25 protein-coding genes are annotated in these 23,263 nt (G+C 71.1%); 11 read left to right on the forward strand and 14 right to left on the reverse strand.

What is annotated here, in order from left to right; translation table 11 throughout:
* Window positions 1-30 precede the first annotated feature (30 nt).
* The 3 genes from CWN80_RS12485 to CWN80_RS12495 all read left to right on the forward strand — a co-directional run bounded on the left by CWN80_RS12485 (window position 31) and on the right by CWN80_RS12495 (window position 1,367).
* Complete coding sequence (locus CWN80_RS12485; protein WP_007929480.1) at window positions 31-693, forward strand: TetR/AcrR family transcriptional regulator; 663 nt, start codon at window positions 31-33, stop codon at window positions 691-693.
* Window positions 694-697: 4 nt separating this feature from the next.
* Window positions 698-955, forward strand: coding sequence for a DUF3107 domain-containing protein (locus tag CWN80_RS12490; protein WP_238148233.1), 258 nt, complete (start codon window positions 698-700; stop codon window positions 953-955).
* A 160-nt stretch (window positions 956-1,115) separates the two neighbouring features.
* Window positions 1,116-1,367 (forward strand): GlsB/YeaQ/YmgE family stress response membrane protein, encoded by a 252-nt coding sequence (locus CWN80_RS12495; RefSeq protein ID WP_007929482.1) that lies wholly within the window; start codon window positions 1,116-1,118, stop codon window positions 1,365-1,367.
* Between the two features lie 64 nt (window positions 1,368-1,431).
* Here the strand turns inward: CWN80_RS12495 and CWN80_RS12500 are convergent, their stop codons facing one another.
* On the reverse strand, window positions 1,432-2,133 hold the full coding sequence (locus CWN80_RS12500) for a ferritin-like fold-containing protein (protein WP_007929483.1): 702 nt from the start codon (window positions 2,131-2,133) through the stop codon (window positions 1,432-1,434).
* 217 nt (window positions 2,134-2,350) lie between these two features.
* Here CWN80_RS12500 and CWN80_RS12505 point away from each other — a divergent pair, with 217 nt between their 5' ends.
* The gene (locus tag CWN80_RS12505) at window positions 2,351-3,931 is read left to right on the forward strand and encodes a DEAD/DEAH box helicase (protein WP_007929485.1); all 1,581 of its coding nucleotides are present in this window, start codon (window positions 2,351-2,353) and stop codon (window positions 3,929-3,931) included.
* A 37-nt stretch (window positions 3,932-3,968) separates the two neighbouring features.
* On the opposite strand, the gene CWN80_RS12510 is transcribed toward CWN80_RS12505, so the two are convergent.
* From CWN80_RS12510 to CWN80_RS12520, 3 genes are all read right to left on the reverse strand, one after another.
* The gene (locus tag CWN80_RS12510) at window positions 3,969-4,781 is read right to left on the reverse strand and encodes a ParA family protein (RefSeq protein WP_051988090.1); all 813 of its coding nucleotides are present in this window, start codon (window positions 4,779-4,781) and stop codon (window positions 3,969-3,971) included.
* Window positions 4,782-4,815: 34 nt separating this feature from the next.
* Window positions 4,816-5,661 carry a PHP domain-containing protein gene (locus tag CWN80_RS12515; RefSeq protein ID WP_128277384.1) on the reverse strand — a complete coding sequence of 282 codons (846 nt, stop codon included), beginning with the start codon at window positions 5,659-5,661 and terminating at the stop codon, window positions 4,816-4,818.
* A gap of 191 nt (window positions 5,662-5,852) precedes the next feature.
* Complete coding sequence (locus tag CWN80_RS12520) at window positions 5,853-6,638, reverse strand: enoyl-CoA hydratase/isomerase family protein (RefSeq protein WP_007929491.1); 786 nt, start codon at window positions 6,636-6,638, stop codon at window positions 5,853-5,855.
* Window positions 6,639-6,693: 55 nt separating this feature from the next.
* On the opposite strand from CWN80_RS12520, the gene CWN80_RS12525 reads away from it, so the two are divergent.
* Together CWN80_RS12525 and CWN80_RS12530 are read left to right on the forward strand one after the other, a co-directional pair.
* Window positions 6,694-8,196: an aminopeptidase P family protein gene (locus CWN80_RS12525; RefSeq protein WP_007929494.1), complete on the forward strand. Its 1,503-nt coding sequence runs from the start codon at window positions 6,694-6,696 to the stop codon at window positions 8,194-8,196.
* 275 nt (window positions 8,197-8,471) lie between these two features.
* Window positions 8,472-9,524 (forward strand): MaoC family dehydratase, encoded by a 1,053-nt coding sequence (locus tag CWN80_RS12530; protein ID WP_007929495.1) that lies wholly within the window; start codon window positions 8,472-8,474, stop codon window positions 9,522-9,524.
* Between the two features lie 118 nt (window positions 9,525-9,642).
* Here the strand turns inward: CWN80_RS12530 and CWN80_RS12535 are convergent, their stop codons facing one another.
* The 7 genes from CWN80_RS12535 to CWN80_RS12565 form a co-directional block, all read right to left on the reverse strand.
* Entirely contained in the window at window positions 9,643-10,566 is a 924-nt protein-coding gene (locus tag CWN80_RS12535; protein WP_007929496.1) for a type IV toxin-antitoxin system AbiEi family antitoxin domain-containing protein, read from the reverse strand.
* Window positions 10,567-10,729: 163 nt separating this feature from the next.
* Complete coding sequence (locus CWN80_RS12540) at window positions 10,730-11,470, reverse strand: PIG-L deacetylase family protein (RefSeq protein ID WP_007929497.1); 741 nt, start codon at window positions 11,468-11,470, stop codon at window positions 10,730-10,732.
* A gap of 18 nt (window positions 11,471-11,488) precedes the next feature.
* The gene (locus CWN80_RS12545) at window positions 11,489-12,073 is read right to left on the reverse strand and encodes a YflT domain-containing protein (protein ID WP_128277385.1); all 585 of its coding nucleotides are present in this window, start codon (window positions 12,071-12,073) and stop codon (window positions 11,489-11,491) included.
* A 109-nt stretch (window positions 12,074-12,182) separates the two neighbouring features.
* Complete coding sequence (locus CWN80_RS12550; protein WP_128277386.1) at window positions 12,183-13,385, reverse strand: acyl-CoA dehydrogenase family protein; 1,203 nt, start codon at window positions 13,383-13,385, stop codon at window positions 12,183-12,185.
* A 155-nt stretch (window positions 13,386-13,540) separates the two neighbouring features.
* The gene (locus CWN80_RS12555; RefSeq protein WP_202865251.1) at window positions 13,541-14,215 is read right to left on the reverse strand and encodes a L,D-transpeptidase family protein; all 675 of its coding nucleotides are present in this window, start codon (window positions 14,213-14,215) and stop codon (window positions 13,541-13,543) included.
* A gap of 179 nt (window positions 14,216-14,394) precedes the next feature.
* The gene (locus tag CWN80_RS12560; protein ID WP_007928596.1) at window positions 14,395-15,264 is read right to left on the reverse strand and encodes an HpcH/HpaI aldolase/citrate lyase family protein; all 870 of its coding nucleotides are present in this window, start codon (window positions 15,262-15,264) and stop codon (window positions 14,395-14,397) included.
* Window positions 15,265-15,267: 3 nt separating this feature from the next.
* Window positions 15,268-16,338: an HpcH/HpaI aldolase/citrate lyase family protein gene (locus CWN80_RS12565; protein ID WP_007928598.1), complete on the reverse strand. Its 1,071-nt coding sequence runs from the start codon at window positions 16,336-16,338 to the stop codon at window positions 15,268-15,270.
* A 131-nt stretch (window positions 16,339-16,469) separates the two neighbouring features.
* On the opposite strand from CWN80_RS12565, the gene CWN80_RS12570 reads away from it, so the two are divergent.
* From CWN80_RS12570 to CWN80_RS12585, 4 genes are all read left to right on the forward strand, one after another.
* Complete coding sequence (locus CWN80_RS12570; RefSeq protein WP_007928599.1) at window positions 16,470-16,979, forward strand: hypothetical protein; 510 nt, start codon at window positions 16,470-16,472, stop codon at window positions 16,977-16,979.
* A gap of 35 nt (window positions 16,980-17,014) precedes the next feature.
* Window positions 17,015-18,289: a magnesium transporter MgtE N-terminal domain-containing protein gene (locus tag CWN80_RS12575; RefSeq protein WP_007928600.1), complete on the forward strand. Its 1,275-nt coding sequence runs from the start codon at window positions 17,015-17,017 to the stop codon at window positions 18,287-18,289.
* Window positions 18,282-18,845 (forward strand): DUF1003 domain-containing protein, encoded by a 564-nt coding sequence (locus CWN80_RS12580; RefSeq protein ID WP_128277387.1) that lies wholly within the window; start codon window positions 18,282-18,284, stop codon window positions 18,843-18,845. The genes CWN80_RS12575 and CWN80_RS12580 overlap by 8 nt, the downstream gene beginning before the upstream one ends.
* A gap of 106 nt (window positions 18,846-18,951) precedes the next feature.
* Entirely contained in the window at window positions 18,952-20,097 is a 1,146-nt protein-coding gene (locus tag CWN80_RS12585; protein ID WP_040880410.1) for an Mrp/NBP35 family ATP-binding protein, read from the forward strand.
* A 96-nt stretch (window positions 20,098-20,193) separates the two neighbouring features.
* On the opposite strand, the gene CWN80_RS12590 is transcribed toward CWN80_RS12585, so the two are convergent.
* From CWN80_RS12590 to sigE, 3 genes are read right to left on the reverse strand one after another with little or no spacing between them, the layout of a single operon-like run.
* The gene (locus tag CWN80_RS12590) at window positions 20,194-20,574 is read right to left on the reverse strand and encodes a twin-arginine translocase TatA/TatE family subunit (protein WP_007923753.1); all 381 of its coding nucleotides are present in this window, start codon (window positions 20,572-20,574) and stop codon (window positions 20,194-20,196) included.
* Window positions 20,575-20,577: 3 nt separating this feature from the next.
* Window positions 20,578-21,900: a S1C family serine protease gene (locus CWN80_RS12595; protein WP_007923754.1), complete on the reverse strand. Its 1,323-nt coding sequence runs from the start codon at window positions 21,898-21,900 to the stop codon at window positions 20,578-20,580.
* Window positions 21,901-21,934: 34 nt separating this feature from the next.
* Window positions 21,935-22,573 (reverse strand): RNA polymerase sigma factor SigE, encoded by a 639-nt coding sequence (gene sigE / locus CWN80_RS12600; RefSeq protein WP_051987766.1) that lies wholly within the window; start codon window positions 22,571-22,573, stop codon window positions 21,935-21,937.
* 56 nt (window positions 22,574-22,629) lie between these two features.
* On the opposite strand from sigE, the gene CWN80_RS12605 reads away from it, so the two are divergent.
* The gene (locus CWN80_RS12605; protein WP_007923756.1) at window positions 22,630-23,262 is read left to right on the forward strand and encodes an O-methyltransferase; all 633 of its coding nucleotides are present in this window, start codon (window positions 22,630-22,632) and stop codon (window positions 23,260-23,262) included.
* Window position 23,263: the final 1 nt, after the last annotated feature.

A 23,263-nucleotide genomic window follows, 5' to 3' on the forward strand; every position in this document is an offset into this window, starting at 1 on the left:
CACACGGTGGGACGACTCCCGGAGGACTGCATGAGCTCGACCACGTCCGGTACCCGCGTCCAGCGGATGCCGCGTGCCCAACGACGCGCCCAGCTGCTCGAGGCGGCGCTGACCATCTTCGTCTCCAAGGGCTACCACTCGGCCGCGATGGAGGACATCGCCGAGGAGGCAGGGGTCTCCAAGCCGGTGCTGTACCAGCACTTCCCGGGCAAGCTCGAGCTCTACCTCGCGCTCCTCGACAACCAGTGCGACCACCTCGAGGGGCTCGTGCTCGAGGCGCTCAACTCGAGCGACGACCACGAGGAGCGGGTCTACGCGACCGTGCTCGCCTTCTTCGAGTTCGTCGCGGACGAGGGTGGGGCCTTCCGCCTCATCTACGAGTCGGACCTGACCAACGAGCCGCAGGTGAGGCACCGCATCGACGCGCTCGAGGCCCAGCTCGGCGAGGCGATGGCGCAGCGGATCATCCAGGACACGCCGCTGCCCATGGAGCTGGCCGAGATGCTCGGCCTCGCGATGGCCGGTGCGGCCCAGGTCATGGCCCGCACCTGGCTCGCGCACGGCGCCCACTTCCCCAAGGAGGTCGCGGCGCAGGCCGCCGGCCACCTCGCGTGGCGCGGGCTCGGCTCCTTCCCCGTCAACCGCATGGGCGCGCCCGTCGACCCCGGCACCGACAGCCCGCAGGCTGGCTGACACGATGAGAGCGACTGCACGCACCGACAGCGAAGGAGTGACCGTGGAGGTCAAGATCGGTATCCAGAACGTGGCCCGCGAGGTCGTCATCGAGGCGACCGGCTCCGAGGCCGACATCGAGGCGGCCGTGCGGTCGGCCCTCGACGGCGGGCCGCTGGTGCTCACCGACGACAAGGGTCGTCGCGTCATGGTCCCCGCCGGCGCCCTCGGCTACGTCGAGGTGGGCGAGCCGTCTCGCGGTCGTGTCGGCTTCGGCGCCTGATCCCCGGTCGCCGTCACGACGTGACAATGGCAGTCGTCAGATCGTGACGTCCTGAGAGTCGTCACACGGGCCACATGAGTATATGTTGGGCACGGAGCCCGCACGGGCTAACCAGAGCGCGTCCGCTCACCCCTGTCGGACGCAGAAGGAGTGAACGACTGTGTGGACCATCATCGTCACCGTCATCGTCGGCGCCATCATCGGCGCCCTGGCCCGCTTGGTCCTGCCAGGCAAGCAGAACATCTCGACACTGGTCACCGTCGTCCTGGGTGTCCTGGGTGCACTGGCCGGCTCGATCATCGTCAACGGCACGAAGACCGACTTCAGCTTCGTCGCCGTGATCGTCGGTGTGATCGCCGCGGCCGTCCTCATCGTGCTCTACGGCATGATCATGGGCCGCAAGCAGGTCTGATCTCACACCTCGACGAAGGGGGCCCCGCCAGCCGGCGGGGCCCCCTTCGTCGTGCACGGGTTGGTCAGGCCGCCAGGCCCAGCCTGGCCATCCGCAGCTCGTGGCGGTCGGTCAGCCGCTGCATGAGCTGGCCGACCTCCTCGAGGGTGGCGCCGGGGCGGTCGTGGCTCAGGCCGAGGACGAGCTCGCTGAGCGCCTCGCGCTGCGCCGCGACGACCTGCCCCTGGGTCAGTGCCTCACCCATGAGACGGCGGCCCCACAGGGCCAGCGGGCCGCCGCGACGGGGGTCCTCGCGGATGCCGGCGCGCACCGCCGAGACGATCGTGTCCACCGCCTTGCCGTCGCTGCTCGCTCGCTGGACCACCTCGCGCGAGGCGGGGTCGACGTAGCGGGCGATCTCGACGAAGAAGTCGTTGGCGATCCCGTCCCCGATGTAGGCCTTGACCATGCCCTCGAGCAGGTTCCGTGGCCGGGTGCGGGCGTGGTACGACTCGAAGGCGTCCTCGAAGGGCGCCATCGCGGCCACCGGGTCCTCGCCGAGCTGCACGATCCGCTCGCTGATGAGCTCGTGGTTGGTGAACTCCTTGACGGCCATCCCCGCGAGCGCCCGCTTCAGGCGCAGGTCGCGTGCCATCTCGGAGTCGGCCGCCATCCGGGTGAAGCCGGAGATCGTCCCGTAGGCGATGGCGCCGAGGAGCTCGACCGTGCCCTCTCGCTCACGCTCGCCGAGACCGTCGGGGGACGAAGGGGGTGCCTGCTCGCTCATGCGCGCCAGCCTAGTGCCGACCGTCGTCGTTTCGGCCGGGGCACGGGGTGGCGGGTAGCATGACGACGACCAGCGGTGCCCGGTCGGCATCCACTCCATGACCGGACGAGACGTCCGGCCGCGGTCGCCCCCCTTCGTGGCGGACCGCACTGCAGACCTCCGATCGGCCCGTGCCACCCACGGCGACCACGCCGTCCCACGCTGATCGAGAGACTGCATGTCCGAGACCACCACGCCCACGAGCCCGCTCGACGCCGCCGAGCGCGAGGCCGTCCAGGCCACGCCCGACATCGAGGGCACCGCGCCCGAGGCCGCGGAGCAGACCTTCGGCGACTTCGACGTCCACCCCGAGATCGTCGCCGCCCTGGCCGACGCCGGCATCATCCACCCCTTCCCCATCCAGGCGATGACGCTGCCGGTCGCGCTCGGTGGGCACGACATCATCGGCCAGGCCAAGACGGGCACGGGCAAGACGCTCGGCTTCGGCGTCCCGATGCTCAACCGGATCGACCTCGAGTCCGACGACCCCCGCCCCCAGGCCCTCGCCGTCGCCCCGACCCGCGAGCTCGCGAGCCAGGTCGCCGCCGATCTCGAGCGCGCCGGCAAGCGCCTGGGGATCAAGGTGCTCACCGTCTACGGCGGCCGAGCCTACGAGCCGCAGATCGAGGCGCTCAAGCAGGGCGTCCACGTCGTCGTCGGCACCCCCGGTCGACTCATCGACCTGGCGCAGCAGGGCCACCTCGACCTGTCGGCGACCAAGACCGTCGTCCTCGACGAGGCCGACGAGATGCTCGACCTCGGCTTCCTGCCCGACGTCGAGAAGATCATGGCGATGACCGCCCCGGCCCGCCACACGATGCTCTTCTCCGCGACCATGCCCGGCGCGATCGTCGCCCTGGCCCGCCGCTACATGACGCAGCCGACCCACATCCGCGCGATGAGCGAGGACGGCGAGGGTGACAGCCACACCGTCAAGGCGATCGAGCAGTTCGTCTACCGCGCGCACGCGATGGACAAGGTCGAGATGCTCTCGCGGATCCTCCAGGCCAAGGACCGCGGCCTGACGATCATCTTCTCCCGCACCAAGCGCACCGCGGCCAAGGTCGCCGACGAGCTCACCGAGCGCGGCTTCGCCGCCGCGTCGATCCACGGTGACCTCGGGCAGGGTGCCCGCGAGCAGGCGCTGCGCGCCTTCCGCAACGGCAAGGTCGACGTCCTCGTCGCCACCGACGTCGCCGCCCGCGGCATCGACGTCACCAACGTGACCCACGTCGTCAACTACCAGTGCCCCGACGACGAGAAGACCTACGTCCACCGCATCGGCCGCACCGGCCGCGCGGGCAACACGGGTGTCGCCGTGACCTTCGTCGACTGGGACGACGAGACGAAGTGGGCGGTCATCAACCGTCAGCTCGACCTCGGCATCCCCGAGGCGGTCGAGACCTACTCCTCCAGCCCGCACCTCTACACCGACCTCGACATCCCCGAGGGCACCAAGGGGCGCCTCCCCCGCGCGCAGCGCACCCGCGAGGGCCTGGACGCCGAGCGCATCGAGGACCTCGGCGAGACCGGCAAGTCCGGTGGCCGGCGCTCCGGTGGTGGGCGCGGCGGCAACGGTGGCGGCGGTGGCGCCGGCGGTGGCCGTGGCGGCGGTGGCGCCGGCGGTGGCCGTGGCGGCGAGCGCGCCGGCGGTCAGGGCGAGGCGAAGGGGGACGGTGACCGGCCCCGTCGCCGCAACCGCAACCGTCGTCGCACCCGCGGTGGCCAGTCGCAGACCCAGGGCGGCGGCGAGAGCTGAGGCTCTCCCCCCTTCGGTCCGCGCGAGGGGGGACCCCTCAGATCGCGGCGAGGATCGCCTCGGTGACCTCGCGGTAGGCCTGGGCGCCCTTGCTGGAGCGGGCGGTGTCGAGGATCGAGCGTCCGGCGGCGGGCGCCTCCGCGAAGCGCACCGTCCGCGGGATCGGCGGCGAGAGCACCGGCAGCTTGTAGCGGGTGCCGAGGTCGTCGAGGACCTCGCGCGCGTGGTTGGAGCGGCCGTCGTACATCGTCGGCAGGATGCCGATGGTCTTGAGCTTCTTGTTGAGCAGCTTCTTGACGTCCCGGACCGTGTCGAGCAGCTGACCGACGCCGCGGTGGCTGAGCATCTCGGCCTGCATCGGGATGATCAGGCCGGTCGCGGCCGTGAGGGCACCGAGGGTGAGCACGCCGAGGCTCGGGCTGCAGTCGAGGAGGATGACGTCGTAGTCCTCGCGGATCTCGTCGAGGGCCGACTGGAGGACGAACTCGCGCCCGGGGCGGGTGAGCAGCTGGGCCTCGGCGCCGGCGAGCTCGATCGTCGAGGGCAGCAGGTCGACCCCGTCGCTCGCCTCGAGGATCGCGTCGGCGATCTCCGCCTGGCCGAGGACGACCTCGTGCACCGACAGCTCGACGAGGTCGGGATCGATCCCGAGACTGAAGGTCAGACTCGCCTGCGGGTCGAGGTCGACGAGGAGCACGCGCTTGCCGAGCTCGGCCATCGCGGCACCGATCGAGGCCACCGACGTCGTCTTGGCGACGCCACCCTTCTGGTTTGCGACGGCGATGATCGCCGCCTTCTTCGCTCGTGCCACCGTGCGCCCTCCCGTGCCGCTGCTGGATGCTGCGGTCATCCTCGCACTCCGCGGGCGTCGATGCGGCGTCGGCTCAGCGCAGGACGGGTGTGATGCCCGCGGCGACGGCCTCGATGCGCTCGAGGGACTCCGGTGACGTCGTGTTTTCTCCGAGCCGGTTGGTCTTGCCGTCGCCGTGGAAGTCGCTGCTGCCCGTCGGCACGAGGTCGTGCCGGGCCGCCAGCTTCCGGGCGAAGGCCCGTCCGTCGTCGTCGTGGTCGCGGTGGTCGACCTCGATGCCGACGAGCCCGGCGTCGACGAGCTGGGCGACGTCGTCGGCGTCGAGGGCACGCTGGCGCTGCGTCGCGAAGGGGTGGGCCACGACCGGCACCCCGCCGGCGGCCCGCACGAGGCGCACCGCCTCGGTCGTGTCGACCGCGTAGTGCGGCTCGTAGTAGGCCGACCCGTTGTGCAGCCAGCGGGAAAAGACCTCGTTGCGGTCGACCGCGAGACCGTTGGCGACGAGGGCGTCGGCCAGGTGGGGGCGGCCGAGGGCGGCCCCCTCCTCGACCTGGGCGAGCACGTCCTCCCAGGTCACGGCGAAGCCGTCCTCGGCCATGTGCTCGACGATGCGACGAAGGCGGGGGACCCGGTCCTCGCGCATCCGCCGCATCTCCTCGGCGAGGGTCTGGTCAGCGGGGTCGAAGAGGTAGGCGAGCAGGTGCACCGAACGGCCCCGGTGCCGGGTCGACAGCTCGGCGCCACGCACGAGCGCCACGCCGTAGTGGGCCGCCGCCTCGGCGGCTTCCTCCCAGCCGGCCGTCGTGTCGTGGTCGGTGATCGCCAGCGTCGTCAGGCCCCCTTCGACCGCCTGCCGGAGCAGCTCGGCCGGCGCATCGGTGCCGTCGCTGCGGGAACTGTGGGTGTGCAGGTCGATCACATGACCACCTTAGGCCCGTCCGCCCGCCTGCCGGGTGACCTTCCTCCCGCCACGCCCGGCCTCCGCGTATTTCCCTAGGGAAATGCGGCCTCCGTGCGTATTTCCCTAGGGAAATGCGGCCCCCGTGCGTATTTCCCTAGGGAGATGCGGCCCCCGTGCGAATTTCCCTAGGGAAATGACAGCGAAGGGGGTCAGCCCAGGCCGGGCCAGACGGGCCTGCGCTTCTCGGCGAAGGCGCGCACGCCCTCGGCCCGGTCGGGGCTGAAGGCGGTGTCGTGCCAGCGGGCGTCCTCGATGTCGAGCCCCTCGTCCAGGCCCACCTCGATCCCGCCGCGCATCGCGGCCTTGGCATTGCGCACCCCGACCGGCGAGTGCTCGGCGATCGTGCTCGCCAGGGCGAGGGACTCCCCCTTCGCGTCGTCGACGAAACGGTCGACCAGGCCGAGCCGCAGGGCCTCCTCGCCACCGATCCGACGCGCGGTGAAGATCAGGTCCGCCGCCCGCGACCACCCGATGCGGCGGGTCATCAGCTGGGTGCCGCCACCACCGGGGATGACGCCCACGGAGACCTCGGGCAGTGCGAAGAGCGCCCGCGGGCCGGCGACGATGAGATCGCACGCCAGGGCCAGCTCGCAGCCGCCGCCCATCGCGTAGCCGTCAACCGCGGCGATCGTCGGCACCGGCAGGTCGAGCAGCGCGCGGTAGGCCAGCCGGTTGCCCGGCCGCTGGGCTCGCAGCTGCTCGTCGGTCAGGCCATTGCGCTCCTTGAGGTCCGCCCCGACGCAGAAGGCCTTGTCGTGGCTCGACGTGAGCACCACCGCGCGCACGGAGGTGTCGTCCGCGAGCGCGGCACCGGCCGCGGTGAGCGCCGTCGCCATCTGCGTGGAGACGGCATTCATCGCCTCGGGCCGGTCGAGGACGACCTCGACGACGCCGGAGTCGTGACGGTCGATGCGGATGAGCGGAGTCTCGATCATGGAGCCATTCAAGCGCACGTGAGGACGGTCACCACCGGGATGAGACGATGGCCGGATGAGCGAGGAGCAGCAGCAGGCAGACAACCGCAAGCGACCGACGACCGACGAGTTCCGCGCCTTCGTCGCCGAGGACTGGGCGCCCCGGTCCGACGATCGCCCCGCCCTCACCGAGGCCGCCGAGCGCGCGGCCGAGCGTCGCGCCGCGGTCTCCGCCACCCACGACGGCGAGCGCCTCGTCGTCCCCGCCGGTGGTCTCAAGGTCCGCAGCAACGACTGCGACTACGTCTTCCGCCCGCACTCGGCCTTCGCCCACCTCACCGGGCTGGGCGCCGACCGCGAACCCGACGCCGTCCTCGTCATGGAGCCGCTCGGCGCGCCGGGCGAGCAGGCCGGGCACGAAGCCGTCCTGTACTTCCGCCCGCTCGCCCCGCGCGACTCCGAGGAGTTCTTCGGCGACGCCCGGTACGGCGAGTTCTGGGTCGGTGCGCGCCCCTCGATCGAGGACGTCGAGTCCGAGCTCGGACTGACCGGCCGGCACGTCGACCAGCTCGAAGACGCCGTCGGCAAGGACGCGGGTCAGGTCACCGTGCGCCTGGTGCGCGACGCCGACCGCGACCTCACCGCCCGCCTGGACACGGTGCGCGCCCAGGCCGGCGCCGACACCGACACGCTCGCCGAGGGCGATGCCGCGCTGGCCCACGACCTGTCCCACCTGCGGATGGTCAAGGACGCGTGGGAGGTGCAGCAGATGCAGCAGGCCGTCGACGCCACGCGCGTCGGCTTCGAGGCCGTCATCCGCGAGCTGCCCACGCTGCCCGACCGCGGCCGCGGCGAGCGCTGGGTCGAGGGCACCTTCGGCCTGCACGCCCGCCACCAGGGCAACGGCGTCGGCTACGACTCGATCTGCGCCTCCGGCGACCACGCCAACACGCTGCACTGGATCAAGAACGACGGTGACGTCAAGGACGGGGACCTCATCCTCCTCGATGCCGGGGTGGAGCTCGACTCCCTCTTCACCGCCGACATCACCCGCACGCTGCCGGTGAGCGGCACCTTCTCGCCCACCCAGCGCGAGGTCCACGAGGCCGTCGCCGCCGCGCAGGCCGCCGGCATCGCCGCGGTCAAGCCGGGCAACAAGTTTTCCGACGTGCACGCTGCCGCGATCCGCGTCATCGCCGAGCACCTCCACGGCTGGGGGCTGCTGCCCGAAGGTGTCTCCGTCGAGGACACCCTCGACACCGACCACGGCCAGTACCACCGCCGCTGGATGGTCCACGGCACGAGCCACCACCTCGGTATCGACGTCCACGACTGCGCGCTCGCGACCCGTGAGGAGTACATGGACGCCGAGCTGCAGCCGGGCATGGTCCTCACGGTCGAGCCCGGTCTGTACTTCAAGGCCGACGACCTCAAGGTCCCCGAGCGCTTCCGCGGCATCGGTGTGCGTCTCGAGGACGACGTCGTCGTCACCGAGGACGGCTGCCGCAACCTCTCCGGCGACTGGCCGCACACCGCCGACGAGGTCGAGGCCTGGATCGCGGACGTCCAGAGCCGCTGAGCCAGCTGGCCCCGGTCCTAGTCCTGATGGCCGGGAGATCCTGAGATGGCCGGCCGGTGTCGGGTCTCCCTTCGAGACGGTCGCGGGGCGACCTCCTCAGGGAGCGGGGAGATGCCGCGGGGCGACCTCCGGGTCCCGAGGAGGCGCGCCAGCGCCGTCTCGAGGGGCGGGGAGCGGGAGGTGTGGCGGGGTCAACAGCCGGACGGGCAGACCACCACCGGGGCGAAGGGGGAAGATGGCCCCGACCCCCTTCGCCCACCGAAAGGCCCGCGCACATGTCGACCAAGACGGTCCCCGGCAACTACTTCGAGGACTTCTCGATCGGTCAGGAGATCCGGCACGCGACGCCGCGCACGGTGACCGAGGGCGACATCGCGCTCTACACCGGCCTCTACGGCTCGCGCTTCGCGGCGACGAGCGCAGCGACCTTCGCCGAGGCGATGGGCTTCGAGCGGATGCCGGTCGACAGCCTGCTCGCCTTCCACCTCGTCTTCGGCAAGTCGGTGCCCGACATCAGCCTCAACGCCGTGGCCAACCTCGGCTACGCGGGCGGTCGCTTCGGGGCGCCGCTGCACGTCGGCGACACGGTGACGACGACCTCGACCGTCATCGGCCTGAAGGAGAACTCCAACGGCCGCACCGGCGTCGTCTACGTCAACTCCGTGGGCGTCAACCAGCGCGGCGAGATGGTCGTCGACTACGTCCGCTGGGTCATGGTCAACAAGCAGGACGCGGCCTCCCCCGCCCCCGAGACGGTCATCCCCGACCTGCCGGGTGCCGTTGCGGCAGAGGACCTCCTCGTCCCCTTCGACCTCACCGGCCGCGACTACGACGTCGAGCTCGCGGGCTCCCCCTTCCTCTGGGGTGACTACGAGGTCGGCGAGCGGATCGACCACGTCGACGGCATGACGATCGAGGAGTCGGACCACATGCTGGCCACGCGGCTCTACCAGAACACGGCGAAGGTCCACTTCAACCAGCACGCCCAGTCGCAGGCGAAGATCGGGCGCCGCCTCATCTACGGCGGCCACATCATCAGCCTCGCGCGAGCCCTGTCCTTCAACGGCCTGGCCAACGGCCAGCTCATCGCGGCGATCAACGCCGGCGCGCACGCCAACCCGACCTTCGCCGGCGACACGATCTACGCCTGGTCGGAGGTCCTCGAGCGCATCGAGCTGCCCGGCCGCACCGACGTCGGCGCGCTGCGCCTGCGCACGGTCGCGACGAAGGACACCCCGTGCTCGGACTTCCCCTACAAGGGCGAGGACGGCAAGTACCTGCCCGAGGTCGTCCTCGACCTCGACTACACGGTGCTCATCCCCCGCTGAGCGAAGGGGGGCACCACCTCCCGACGTGCGGGGCCTCCCCTTCGCCCCCTGGCCGCTGTGAGGACGCAGATATCGACTCCGGACGCAGCAATACCCGCGTCCGGAGTCGATTGCTGCGTCAGCGTCGCCGAGCAACGCGCTGTCGGGCCGACTCGACCAACGCGCGGATCCGCTCCGGGTGGTCCAGGTCCGACCACACGAGCCGGATGACGACGCACCCGGCGGCCGTGAGCCGCTCCTCGCGGCGCTTCTCCTGGGCCAACGCCTCGCGCCCGTCCGCGCCCTCGTACTTGACCATCCCGTCGAACTCCACGACCACGGCATCGTCGATGAGGAAGTCCACCCGACCGATGAACCCCTCGGCATCGTGCAGCCGCACCTGGCTGGCCGGTGCGTAGCCGAGATCCTCGAGGATCACCCGCGTACGGGTCTCGCCCACGGACTCACTCGCCCTGTCGGCTCTGGCGAGCACCGCGTCGAACCGGGCCCGACCCAGGCCACCGGGCGCCAGCGCGTCACCCGCGGCACGGACCCCCGGCACCGTGCACATCCGCTCGTGCAGCGCGTGGTCGAGCGGGACGAGTGCTGCCACCGGACCGTGCCGGGCGGCGACCTGGGCCACTGCCTCGCCGATACCCACCGCCCGGCACCCCCCGATGTTCACCGGCTCGAGTCCCTCGGGAGCGGCGTGCACGCGCAGTCCCGACACAGTCCGGGTGCGGGACACGTCCGCCATGACGTCGACGATGTCCCGCGGCACGCCCCAGATCGGCAGGCCGTGCAGGGCCAGGGCGCTCTGGTGGCTGGCGACATCCCCCGGTCGGGCCCGCAGCACGGCCCGAGTGCGCAGGGCGAGCCGCTCGGATGGGCGGGCCCCGTACCACAGGTCGGCCAGGACGTAGGCATCGCGCCGCACCCTGACGACCTGCCCTCGCCGGATCGCCGCCCTGACCGCGGACTCCCCCAGCAGACAGGCCCGCACGTCCTGCCAGGTGAAGACACCGCCCTGCCGCATCGCGCGTTCCCTGAGCTCGTGGTCCACCGTGCGATCGTCGCGCAGACGCCGTCGACGCCCGGCCAGATATCCACAGGCGGGCGGGCTCGCCACGATCAGGACGTACACATCGACTCCGGACGCAGCAATACCCGCGTCCGGAGTCGATACGTGCGTCCGGGCCAGCGCGAAGGGCGCGTGGCTTCGGCCCTCAGCGCTGGAAGACCTCGAGCAGCAGGGCGTGCTCGACGGCCGGGTCCGCGACGGCCTCACCGCCACCCCCGAGGATGTTGCCGAGCAGCTCGGCCGGCTTCGGGAAGTCCTCGGGCAGCGCGGCGTTGTAGAGCCGGTGCTCCTCGAGCGACTCGATCGCGTCGTCGAGGTGGCCGGTCACGTCGACGAAGTGCGTGGGCCGCTGACTGCCGCCGACCGCGAGCAGCCGGACGTGCCAGGGCTCGAGGCCGTCGTCGACGAGCTCGGGGAAGATCCAGCGGTTGCCGGCGTCGGCGCACGCGTCGGCCGTCGCCAGACCCACGGCCCGGTGGTCGGCCTGGTTGAGGACCCCGCCGGGGAAGGTGACGTCGAAGGTCGTGCCGATCACGAGGTCGGGGCGGGCCCGACGGATCGCCGAGGCGATGTCGCGCCGCAGGGTCAGGCCGTACTCGATGGTCCCGTCGGAGTGGTCGCCGAACTCGACCTCCTCGACACCGACGACGGCCGCGCTCGCGCGCTCCTCGTCGGCGCGGGCGGGCGCGGCGTCGACCGGGTCCATCGTGTCGATGCCCGCCTCACCACGGGTCAGCAAGAAGTAGCGCACGCGTTTGCCCGCGGCGGTCCACTTGGCGATGGCGGCTGCGGTGCCGTACTCGATGTCGTCGGGGTGGGCGACGACGCACAGCACGGAGTCGAAGGTGGTCTCGTCGAGGGCGGCCAGGGCGGGCTCGGTGCTCACACCGACGACGCTAGTGGGTCACTGGGCCGAGCTGGGACCGCCACGCTGCTCGCGCTCGTACTGCGCCCGCGCCTGCTCCTGGTTGCGTCGCAGCTGCTCCTGCGCCGCACGCATCGGGTCGAGCTCGGCCATGAGCTCGCGCCCCCGCTGCACGTGCTTGTGCTCGCACAGCACCTCGTAGCGGCTGGCGACGACCTGGCTGATCGACGTGAAGTCACGTCGCCCGCCCGTCGAGCGGTACCCGAGCCAGGCCCACACGGCACCGAAGACGGCACCCATGGCCATCGTCGAGAGCATCCGCGGGAGGAGGCCGTCGCTCCCTTCGAACATCGCGAAGATCAGCCCGACGAAGACACCGATCCAGATGCCCGAGAGCAGGCCGCCGACGACGACCTTGCCGGTCGTGAGCCGTCCCCGGACCCGCTCGACCTGCTTGAGGTCGGTGCCGACGATCATGACGTCCTGCACCGGGAAGTCCTTGTCGGCGAGGAAGTCGACCGCCCGCTGCGCCTCGGCGTAGGAGTCATGGGTGCCCAGCGACATCGGGTAGTCCAGCCCGAGCTGATTTTCGAGGAAGGCGGACATCTGGGGCTGGGTGCTCATGGGTCCAGTCTCCCACCCGGTCGCCGCGGCCCGAAATGCCGGGCGTGATGACGACGGGGGCTGGCCGTCACCCTGACGGCCAGCCCCCGTCGACGGAGCGACCCCGTCGTCACCCCTTGAGCTTGTAGTCCTTGAGGATGCTCTTGCCGATGATCATCTTCTGGATCTCGGCGGTGCCCTCACCGATGAGCAGCATCGGGGCCTCGCGGTAGATCCGCTCGATCTCGTACTCCTTGGAGTACCCGAAGCCACCGTGGATCCGGAAGGACTGGTTCACCACGTCGGCGCAGTACTCGGCCGCCATGTACTTCGCGATGCCGGCCTCGAGGTCGTTGCGCTCGCCCTTGTCCTTCAGGCGCGCGGCCTTGACCATCAGCTGGTGAGAGGCCTCGACCTTGCTCGCCATGTCGGCGATGCGGAAGAGGATCGCCTGGTGGTCGACGATCTTCTTGCCGAAGGTCTCGCGCTGCTGGGCGTAGGAGACACCGAGCTCGAAGGCGCGCATCGCCAGGCCGCAGGCGCGGGCGGCGACGTTGACGCGGCCGACCTCGACGCCGTCCATCATCTGGTAGAAGCCCTTGCCCGGCTCGCCGCCGAGGATCTGGCCGGTCGTCGTCTTGTGGCCCTCGAGGACGAGCTCGGTCGTGTCGACGCCCTTGTAGCCCATCTTCTCGATCTTGCCGGGGACGGTGACGCCCTGGGCGGTCTCGCCGAAGCCCTCGGTCTTGTCGATGAGGAAGGTCGTCATGTTCTTGTGTGGGCTGTCGTGGCCGAGGTCGGTCTTGACGAGCACCGCGACGAGGTTGGCGGAGGCGCCGTTGGTCAGCCACATCTTCTGGCCGTTGATCGTCCAGTCGTCGCTGTCGCCGTCGCGCACGGCCTTGGTCTTGATGCCGGCGACGTCGGAGCCGAGCCCCGGCTCGCTCATCGAGAAGGCGCCGCGGATCTCGCCCGAGGCCATCTTCGGCAGGTAGTGCTGCTTCTGCTCCTCGGTGCCGTGCTTGAGGATCATGTAGGCGACGATGAAGTGGGTGTTGATGATGCCGGAGACCGGCATCCAGCCGCGCGCGATCTCCTCGACGCACAGCGCGTAGGTGAGCAGCGACTCTCCGAGACCACCGAACTCCTCGGGGATCATCAGGCCGAAGATCCCCATCTCCTTCATCTGGTCGACGATCTTCTGCGGGTACTCGTCGGCGTGCTCGAGCTCCTGCGCGACCGGGATGATCTGCTCGTCGACGAACTCCTTGACCAGGCCCAGCAGGTCGACCTGCTCCTCGGTCAGTCCGTCGGTCGTCTGCAGTCGGGACATGCGTCCACCTTTGCTCTCGTGGTTCTGCGGGATCCGGGTCAGTATCCCAGCGGCGCCGCGGCACTGCCATGGAGTCTCAGGGTGTCCTCGACCACGCCCGGGCATGACGAAGGGGGCGAGCCCGGCTCGCCCCCTGCGTCACGTGTGCCTGTGGATCAGTAGACCCAGACCTTGCTGCCGATCGGTGCGAGGTTGGCACTCCACACGTAGTTGATCGCGGCATTCGACAACCGCGCGCAGCCGTGCGAGGCCGCGTACCCGGGGATCGACTTCGCACCGTGGATGGCAATGCCGCCGTTGAAGTACTTCGGCCGCCACAGCTGACCGAGCGGAGCATTGCGCATGCCGTTGATCTGGCGGAAGAAGGTGTAGCGCCCCTTGGGGGTGCGCCAGCCCGCCGCGCCGGTGCTCGTGTTGAAGACCCACTTCACCTTGCCACCGACGACGAACATCATCGTCTGCTTCTCGAGGTTGATCTCGCAGACGTTGCCGCTCTTGGTCTTGGCACCCGGGCGGATCAGCCGGTCGATGACCTTCCAGGTCGCCGGGCCGACGACGCCGTCCCGATCGAGGCGGTAGACCTTCTGCACGGCCATGACGGCCTGCTCGGTCGTCGTGCCGTAGAGGCCGTCGCTGCCCGCGTGCCAGTAGCCGCACGCGCGGAGCTTGACCTGGAGCGCCTTGACGTCGCTGCCCTTGCTGCCGAACTTGAGACTGCGGCGGGTGGCCGCCGATGCGGGCGTTGCCAGACCCGCCGCTCCGACGGTGGCGACGGCAGCCGTGGCGAGGCTGCTGCGCATGATGAGCCGGCGCTGCGGAGAGGTCTCCACGTCCGCGACGGCATGACGTGCTTCGTACGTGCCCATCTGAAGTTTCCTTCCTCCGTGGCGGACCCCCTGAAGTCCGCCTTTCCCCCTCAGACGCACCAGCACGTGCCGTGGTTGCCCGAGATGTGAAACATCTTACGGTCAACCCCAGCACGTGCTGGGACGATCCACAGGGACCGAGGTCACGATCTGGCGCTGATCGCCTCGTGCGTCGCGAGGACCCGACGGGCGATGTCCACGTGGAGGTTTTCGATCATCTTGCCGTTGTGGGTGACCACGCCCTTGCCGGCACCGTCCTGCCAGGCCTGCAGGACCCCCTTCGCCTCCTCCACGGCCGCCTCGCTCGGGGCGAAGGTGGAGTTGCACACCTCGACCTGGCCGGGGTGGATGAGGGTCTTGCCGTCGAAGCCCATGTCGCGGCCCTGCTCGCACTCGGCCGTGAAGCCCTCGAGGTCCTTGACCGCGTTGTACACGCCGTCGAGGACGGCGATGCCGGCCTCGCGCCCGGCGAGCAGTGCGAGCGACAGCGACGTGATGAGCGGCGTGCGGCCGGGCACGTGCGCCGCCTGCAGCTCCTTGACGAGGTCGTTGGTGCCGAGGACGAAGGCGACGAGCCGGTCAGAGGCCCGCGCGATCTCGCGGATGTTGAAGATCGCCGCGGGCGTCTCGATCATCGCCCAGAGCTTCGTGTGCTCGGGGGCGCCCGCGGCCTCCATGGCCGCGACGAGCTGACGGACCTCGTCGGCGGTGTTGACCTTGGGCACCACGATGCCGTGCGGGCCGGCCTGCGACGCCGCCGCGATGTCCTCGTCGTGCCACTGCGTGCCGATGCCGTTGACCCGGATCGTCAGCTCGCGGTCGCCGTACTCGCCGGAGCGCACCGCGGCGCACGCCGCCTCGCGCCCGGCCGGCTTGTCGTCGGGACCGACGGCGTCCTCGAGGTCGAGGATCAGCGCGTCGACGGGCAGGGTCTTCGCCTTATCCAGCGCACGGGCGTTGGAGCTCGGCATGTAGAGGACGGAGCGGCGGGGGGTGTAGGTGCTCTCGGTCATGACTCAGGCCTCCGCGTAGAGCTTGGCGAGCTCGGGGTCGTTGGCGGACAGACGCTCGGCGAGCTCGAGGATCACCATGCACTGCTTGTAGCTGGCGTCGTCCTCCATCTTGCCGTCGATCATCACGGCGCCACCGCCGCTCGGCATCGCGTCGCGCACCTCGCGGGCGTGGGCGACGTCCTCGGCGCTCGGGCTGAAGACCTTCTTGGCGATGTCGATCTGCACCGGGTGCAGACTCCACGCGCCGACGCAGCCGAGGAGGAAGGCATTGCGGAACTGGTCCTCGCAGGCCACGACGTCCTTGATGTCGCCGAAGGGGCCGTAGAAGGGGAAGATCCCGTGCATCGCGCAGGCGTCGACCATGCGGGCGATCGTGTAGTGCCACAGGTCCTGCTGGAAGACCGTGCGCTGGCCCTGGTAGTCCGGGGTGCCGTCGGCTCCCTTCGAGGGGTCCTGACGCACGAGGTAGCCCGGGTGGCCGCCACCGACGCGGGTGGTCTTCATCCGGCGGTCGGCGGCCAGGTCGGCCGGGCCGAGAGAGATGCCCTGCATGCGCGGGCTGGCACCCGCGATGGCCTCGACGTTGGCCATGCCGCGGGCGGTCTCGAGGATGGCGTGGACCATGATCGGGCGCTGCACGCCCCCCTTCGCCTCGAGCTGCGCGAGGAGCCGGTCGACGTAGTGGATGTCCTCGGGGCCCTGGACCTTGGGGACCATGACGACGTCGAGCTTGTCGCCGATCTGCGTGACGAGGGTCGTCAGGTCGTCGAGGACCCACGGGCTGTCGAGCGCGTTGACCCGGGTCCACAGCTGGGTGTGCTCACCGAAGTCGACGTCCTTGGCGATCTGGACGAGGCCCTCGCGCGCGGCCTCCTTCTTGTCCGCGACGACGGCGTCCTCGAGGTTGCCCAGGAGCACGTCGGCGACGCCGACCATGTCCGGCACCTTCGCGGCCATCTTCGGGTTGCTCGGGTCGAAGAAGTGGATCATCCGGCTCGGTCGCGCCGGCACCTCGCGGGCCGGGGCGGGCGCCCCGACGGCGAGTGGGGCGAAGAAGTCCTTGGCACTGCGCATGTGTGGCTCGAGTCCTCTCAGGGTGAGCGAAGGGGGTTCGGCCGCAACCTAGCAAGGGGCCGCTCCCGGTCGGTATGACGACCGACACCCGGGACCACCCGGGCTGCCGCGGCCCGGCCTAGGCTGTCGCCATGAGCCAGGTCAACCTCTCCGCCCTCACCACCGAGGCGCTGAAGACGTCGGGTGTGCTGTGGCTCCAGCTGCCCGGCGGCGAGCGCCTCACGTGGTTTGCCACGGGCCAGGACGAGCTCGCCGGGCAGGTCCTCGTCGTCTCCGGCGGCCCCGAGGCCGACCTCGGCCCGCTGCCCGAGCAGCTGCGGCTCGTGCTGCGCAGCAAGGGCGACGGGGGTCGCCTCCTCACCCTGCACGCCGCCGCCCAGGCCCTATCCCCCGGCAACCCGTGGTGGGAGACCGCCGCGACCACCCTGCTCGGCGAGCGCCTCAACGCACCGGCCGACCTGCTCGACCGGTGGCGGGCTGAGTCGACGATCTGGCTGCTCTCCCCCTTCGGCACACCCGTGCAGGCCCCCGGCCGGCCGGAGCCGGAGGGTGACGCCCGCGTCGCCGGGCCCGTCACCGTCGGCGCCGCTGGCACCCGCGTGCGGCGCCCGTGGCATCTCGGTGGGCGCGGCCGCGGCTGACTCGCCCGGCACGCAGCCGCGGTTAGTCTGTGGGCGTGAGTGCTCCCTCCCGGTTCTTCGTCTCCCGCCTGGCGAGCCTCAACGTCTTCGACCCCCTGGGTGACCAGGTCGGGCGGGTGCGCGACGTCGTCGTCACCTTTTCCCCCTCCCGCCGGCCGCGCGTCATCGGGCTCGTCGTCGAGGTCCCCGGGCGACGCCGCGTCTTCGTCCCCATGACCCGGGTCACCTCGGTCGAGGGTGGCCAGGTCATCACCACCGGTCTGGTCAACATGCGCCGCTTCGAGCAGCGCGCGACCGAGACCCTCGTCCTCGCCGACCTCCTCGAGCGCCCGGTCACCGTCCGCACCGACGACGGCCCGGTCGAGGCGACCGTCGAGGACATCGGTGTCGAGCAGTCCGCCAACCGCAACTGGTCGGTGACCAAGGTCTTCGTCCGCGGTGGTCGCCAGACGCGCCGCGGCCTCCTCGTGCGACGAAGGGGGGAGACCTTCACCGTCCCCGTGGAGGACGTCACCGGCCTGTCCGCGTCGGTGAGCGCCGCCGAGCACTCCGCCGTCAAGCTGCTCGAGTCGGTCGAGGACCTCAAGGCCGCCGACCTCGCCGAAGTCATCGTCGACCTCGCCCCCGAGCGCCGCCAGGCCGTCGTCGCGGCCCTCGACAACGACCGCCTCGCCGACATCCTCCAGGAGCTCGGCGACGACGACCAGGCCGAGATGCTCGGCCTGCTCACCCAGTCCCGCGCCGCCGACGTGCTCGAGGCGATGGACCCCGACGACGCCGCCGACCTGCTGTCGGTCCTCACGCCCGACCGGGCCGAGACCCTCCTGCAGCTCATGACGCCCGACGACGCCGAGCCGCTGCGACGCCTGCTCAGCTACGACGAAAACACCGCCGGTGGTCTCATGACGACCGAGCCGGTGATCCTCGCCCCCGAGGACACCGTCGCCGAGGCCCTCGCCGTCGTGCGCCGCGAGGAGATCACCGCGGCCCTCGCCGCGACCGTCTACGTCTGCCGGCCCCCGCTCGAGACCCCGACCGGCAAGTACCTCGGGATGATCCACATCCAGCGGCTGCTGCGCGAGCCCCCGCACGAGAGCATCGGGCGCTACCTCGACAAGGCGATCGACCCCCTTCGGCCGGACGCACCGCTCGGGCACGTGACCCGCACCCTCGCGACGTACAACCTCATGTCCGCACCGGTCGTGGACGAGGGCGAGCACCTGCTGGGCGCCGTGACGGTCGACGACGTCCTCGACCACATCCTCCCCGAGGACTGGCGCGACGAGAGGCACGAGGTGACCGATGAGTGAGCGTCGACCCACGAGCCGCGTCGACACCCCCCAGGAGGTGCGGCGCCAGCTGATCCGCCGGCCCTCGAACTTTTCGACGGAGACCTTCGGCGTCCTCTCGGAGAAGTTCGCGCGCTTCATGGGCACGCCGCGCTTCCTCATCTGGATGTCGGTCTTCGTCGTCGTGTGGCTGGCGTGGAACACCTTCGCCCCGGAGGCCGCGCAGTTCGACCCGCGGGCGCTCAACTACACCCTGCTCACGCTCATCCTGTCGCTGCAGGCCTCCTACGCCGCCCCGCTGATCCTCCTCGCGCAGAACCGACAGGACGACCGTGACCGCGTGGCCCTGGAGCAGGACCGCGTGCAGGCCGAGCGGGCGCTCGCCGACACCGAGTACCTGACCCGCGAGGTCGCCGCCCTGCGCATCGCCCTGCGCGACGCCGCGACCCGCGACTTCATCCGCAGCGAGCTGCGCGACCTGCTCGAGGAGATGGAGGTCAAGGGGCTCGAGGTGCGCCGGCGCGAGGAGGACGAGGGCGGCGACGACGTCGCCGAGCGCAAGCCCCTCGCCCCCTGAGGAGGTCGTCCCGCGACCATCTCGAAGGGACGCTCCCGGTCCTCCCGGCAGGGTGCGGCGCAGGGTGAGACACAGGCCACTCCGCGCGGCGATCTACGATGGGGCAATGGCTTCTTTGCACCCCACGATCACCGATGAGCAGCTGCGCGAGGCGCTGAGCACGGTCATCGACCCTGAGATCCGGCGCCCCATCACCGAGCTCGGCATGGTCGAGACCGCTGCCGTCGACGCCGCCGGCCTCGCCACCGCGACCATCCTGCTCACGGTCGCCGGGTGCCCGATGAAGGACACCCTGACGACCGACACGACGAAGGCCCTCTCGGCCATCGAGGGCGTCACCGACGTCAAGGTCACCCTCGGCGTCATGAACGACGAGCAGCGCGCCGAGCTCAAGACGCACCTGCGCGGCGGCCAGGCGGAGAAGGAGATCCCCTTCGCCAAGCCCGGCTCGCTGACCCGCGTCTACGCCATCGCGTCCGGCAAGGGCGGCGTCGGCAAGTCGTCGATCACCGCCAACCTCGCCGCGGCCCTCGCCGCCGAGGGCCTCAAGGTCGGCGTCGTCGATGCCGACATCTACGGCTTCTCGATCCCCCGGATGCTCGGCGTGACGCACCCGCCGACCCAGGTCGACGACATGATCCTGCCGCCGATCGCCTCGGACGTGAAGGTCATCTCGATCGGCATGTTCGTCCCCGGCAACCAGCCCGTCGTCTGGCGTGGCCCGATGCTGCACCGTGCGCTGCAGCAGTTCCTCGGTGACGTCTTCTGGGGCGACCTCGACGTCCTGCTCCTCGACCTGCCGCCCGGCACCGGCGACATCGCGATCTCCATCGCCCAGCTCATCCCCAACAGCGAGATCCTCGTCGTGACGACCCCGCAGCAGGCCGCTGCGGAGGTCGCCGAGCGGGCTGGCTCGATCGCCATGCAGACCCACCAGCGTCTCGTCGGAGTCATCGAGAACATGTCCTGGCTCGAGCTGCCCGACGGCTCCCGCCAGGAGCTCTTCGGCGCCGGAGGCGGACAGTCGGTCGCCGACTCCCTCACCCGCACCGTCGGCGCCGACGTGCCGCTGCTCGGGCAGATCCCGCTCGACGTCAGCCTGCGCGAGGGCTCCGACCAGGGCGCCCCGGCCGTGCTGTCCAACCCCGACGGCCCCGCCGCCGTCGCCCTGCGTGGCATCGCCCGCGGACTCGCGACCCGGTCGCGCGGGCTCGCTGGCCGCAGTCTCGGCCTGACGCCCACCGGTCGCTGACGGCGCACCACCCCGCACGCCCGCGAAGGGGGCGAGGAGAGCTCGCTTCGCTCTCCTCGCCCCCTTCGTCGTGGGTCTGGCCCGAGGTGGACGGGCTCAGGTCGCCTCGCGGTCCCAGGGCGTGCCCTCGGGGACGCTCGCCAGGGCGAGCGGCTCGACGTGCTCGTCGTCGGCCTCGCCGGCCGTGCGCGCCGCCGGCTTGTCGTCGAGGCTGAAGGCGTCGTCGAGCGGCTCGAGCAGGGCCTGCTTGACGATGCGCCGCGGGTCGTACTGCCGCGGGTCGTACTGACGCCAGTCGAGGTCCTCGTACTCCGGGCCCATCTGCTCCTTGAGCTGGACCTTGGCGTCGTTGGCCATCCGTCGCGCCTTGACGACGACGCGGGCGAGCTTGGCCGCGTACTCCGGCAGCTGCTTGGGGCCGAGGATGATGAATGCCAGCAGGATGAGGACGAGGAACTCGGTCCCGTGCACCGGCATGGGTCAGCTCTCCTTAGCCGCTTCGAGCGTCATCGTCAGCTCCTGCTCCTTGCCGTCCCGTCGGACCGTCAGGGTGACCTTATCCCCCACGGCCTTGGCCCGGATGCGGGTGATCAGCTGGTCGACGTCGGTGACCCGGCGACCGTCGAGCTGGGTGATGACGTCACCGGGCTCGACGCCCGCGTCGTCGGCGGGGCCACCCGGCACGACCGCGTCACCGGAGTCGGCCTCGGAGTCCTCGAGGACCTTGGCGCCCTCGTTGGTCCAGCGACGGTCGAGGCTGACACCGATCATCGGGTGCTCGGCCTTGCCCGTTGCGATGAGCTGGTCGACGGTGCGGACGACGACGTCCGAGGGGATCGCGAAGCCGACGCCGATCGACCCCGCGGCCTGCTGCTGACCCGGCACCTGGGCGATCGCCGAGTTGACCCCGATGACGTGGCCCTCGCCGTTGAGCAGCGGCCCACCCGAGTTGCCCGGGTTGATCGCCGCATCGGTCTGGATGGCGGAGATGAAGGACTCGTCGCCCGCCTCGCCCGCGGTCACCGGGCGCTCGAGCGCCGAGACGATGCCGGCGGTGACGGTCGAGCCGAGGCCGAGCGGGGAACCCACGGCGACGACCTCGTCGCCGACGACGACGTCGTCGGACGAGCCGATCGTCAGCGGCTCGAGGTCGTCGGAGTCGACCTTGAGCACCGCCAGGTCGTAGGAGGAGTCCTGGCCCACGACCTCGGCGTCGTGCCGGGTGCCGTCGGGCAGCTCGATGCTCACGCTGCCCCCGTCGTCCGCGGCGTCGACGACGTGGTCGTTGGTGACGACGTGCCCCTTGTCGTCGTAGACCCAGCCGGACCCGGTGCCGGCGCCCGAGGCGCCGCGCACGCGCACCGTGACGACGCTCGGCACGGCGTCGGCCGCGATCGACGCGATCGAGCCGTCGGGCCGCTGGGTGGTGTCACCGTCGCGCTGGACGATCGTCGGGCCGTCGTCACCACCGTCGTCGGAGAGCGCCGCCCCACCGACGCCACCGATGCCGCCGGCCAGGAGGGCAGCGGTCAGGGTCATCGCGCCCGCTCCGAGCCAGCCGGGCCCGCGGCGCCGGGTCGCCGCCGGGGTGGGCGGCTGCGTCGGCGGGGCACCGACCGCGGTCGGCTGCTGGGCGAAGGGGGCGGCAGCGTGCTGCTGCTCGTAGTGCTCGAAGGGGATGTACGGCGAGCCGCCGGCGGGCGCAGCGCCACCTGCCGAGTCACCGGTCTGCGGCAGCGGCTGCGTGGGCGCGGGGGGGCCCTGCTCAGGCCCCTGCTGGTCGCCCGGGTGCGGAGAGCTCATGGGCCGATTGTGCCTTGTCGGGTGGCTGCCGGCGTCACAGGGTGCCGGTGACCGGGCGGGCCAGCGGGAAGCCGGACCCGCCCCGGCGGCGGCTCTCGGTGCGCGTCGACGGGGCCGGCTCCCGGTGGCTCAGGCTCTCGCGCAGCTGGGCGCGGCCGCGGTGGATCCGGGAGCGGACGGTGCCTAACTTGATGTCGAGCGCCTCGGCGACCTCTTCGTAGGTCAGGCCCTCGATGTCGCACAGGACGACGGCGGCGCGAAACTGCGGGGGCAGTGCGTCGAGAGCCCGCTGGATGTCGCCGTCGAGGTGGTGCTCGAGGTAGATCTGCTCCGGGCTGGCCGTCCCGGTGTGCAGCAGGGCGGCGAACTCGTCGGTCAGCGCGTCGAAGCGCAGCCGCTGCTTGCGGCGGGCCCGGTCGAGGAAGAGGTTGGTCGTGATGCGGTGGAGCCACCCCTCGAAGGTCCCGGGGGTGTAGCCGTCGAGGGAGCGGAAGACCCGCACGAAGACGTCGTGCGTGAGGTCCTCCGCGTCGTGGACGTCGCCGGTCAGGCGGTAGGCCAGTCGGTAGACGCGCTCACCGTGCTGCTCGACGACCTCGGCCCAGGTCGGCGGGACCCATGGCTCCTCGTCGGAGGTGCGAACGGTGGCTTCAATGGTCACGCACGGCAGCATCCTCGGCCAACCTGAAGGAAGTCTGGGACGGGCCCGCCGGACTAGGGTGGACTCCCATGACCGCCGCCCAGCTCACCAGCCACGCCTACGCCGAGCAGTTCATCGCCGAGGAGGAGTCCGTCGACGCCGCCCGTCGCACGGGGACCGAGCTCGGTGCGGTGCCGATCGGGACCGGCGGGGGCGCCGCCCTTCGCCTCCTGGCCGCCGCGGTCGGGGCCCGGCACGTCATCGAGATCGGCACCGGCGCGGGCACCTCCGGCCTGTGGCTGCTCGCCGGCATGCCCGCCGACGGCGTGCTCACCTCGATCGAGATCGAGCCGGAGCACGCGCTGCGGGCCAAGCGATCCTTCGCCTCCGCCGGCATCGCGGCGCAGCGTACCCGGGTCATCACCGGCCGGGCCCTCGACGTCCTGCCGCGGATGAACGACGCGAGCTACGACCTCGTGCACATCGACGCCGACAAGCAGGGTTACCCCGACTACGTCGAGCACGCGATCCGGCTGCTGCGCCCCGGCGGGGTGCTGGCCATGGACAACATGCTCTGGCACGACAAGGTGGCGGACCCGGCGGTGCGCGACGCGACGACCGTGCTGCTGCGCGACCTGGGCAAGCAGCTGCGGGACGACGAGCGGCTCATCCCGAGCCTGCTGCCCGTCGGCGACGGGCTCCTCGCCGCGGTGAAGCGCTAGC

The organism is Janibacter hoylei PVAS-1 (assembly GCF_004025845.1).
In the GTDB taxonomy this organism is placed as follows: domain Bacteria; phylum Actinomycetota; class Actinomycetes; order Actinomycetales; family Dermatophilaceae; genus Janibacter; species Janibacter hoylei.